Here is an 826-nt window from a genome sequence, read left to right as displayed (position 1 = left end):
ATGTGTATAAGAGACAGGGCCGGTCCGGCGGGGGTGGGCGTCGTCTTCAGCCCCTCGCATCCGGTCAGGGCGAGCGTGCCGGTGAGAGCCAGTGTCAGGACGGGGAACAGGCGGTGCCGGGGGGCCAGGGGGGCGCGGCTGCGTACAACATGAGGAGGCGTCACAGCGCACCAGCGTAGGCTCCACGAAAACCGGCCGTGAAGGGGGCATGACCGGCGCACACGGGACGCCCGGGTCACCCGCCCCGCCCCCGGCGCGACGCGCACGCGGGACGGTCGGATCCCCCGGGCGCCCCCGGGTGCGACGGCGCACGGCCGCCCCCACGGCCGGACCTCACACCTTCCCGATGCCCAGCGTCGTCTCGGACGGCAGCAGGCCCGAGCCGATCGCCGCCACCCAGAGCGGCCCCAGCAGCTCCGCGAGCCGCTCAAGGTCCTGCGCGCCGAGCACCGCCCAGGGACCCGCGGCGCTCTCGTCCGTACGCCGCTCCACCTCGGCGCGCAGCGCCCGCCCTTCGGCCGTGGCCGTCCCGTCCGCCTCCAGCAGCCCGCGCGCGGTCAGCCGGTCGCGGGCCGCGCCCCACTCAGCGGCGCTCCACCCCCGGCTCGCGAACACCTCCGGGCGGGCCGCGCCGACCGCCGCGAAGGACACCAGCGACTCCACCGGGTCGAGGCCCGCCGCGTCCAACGCGGCGACGTGGCCGTCGCCCCCGGTGCTCCCGCAGGACCGTGGCCGCCTGCCACAGCACCAGGTGCGGTGCGTCGGGCCAGGCCGGCGCGGCATTGGCCTCGGCCAGCGGTCGCCCTGTGGTGTCGGCGGCCTGGGC

At 77.4% G+C, this 826-nt stretch carries 1 pseudogene; it reads right to left on the bottom strand.

The features are described from left to right. Positions 1–333: 333 nt before the first annotated feature. A pseudogene (locus IH13_RS37980) lies at positions 334–826 on the bottom strand (SCO6745 family protein); the annotation flags it as partial.

Origin of the sequence: Streptomyces sp. NRRL WC-3549 (assembly GCF_000721935.1) — a bacterium.
Classification (GTDB): Bacteria; Actinomycetota; Actinomycetes; order Streptomycetales; family Streptomycetaceae; genus Streptomyces.
Note: the sequence above shows the minus strand (reverse complement) of the source record. Positions and strands in the feature narration are given on the sequence as shown.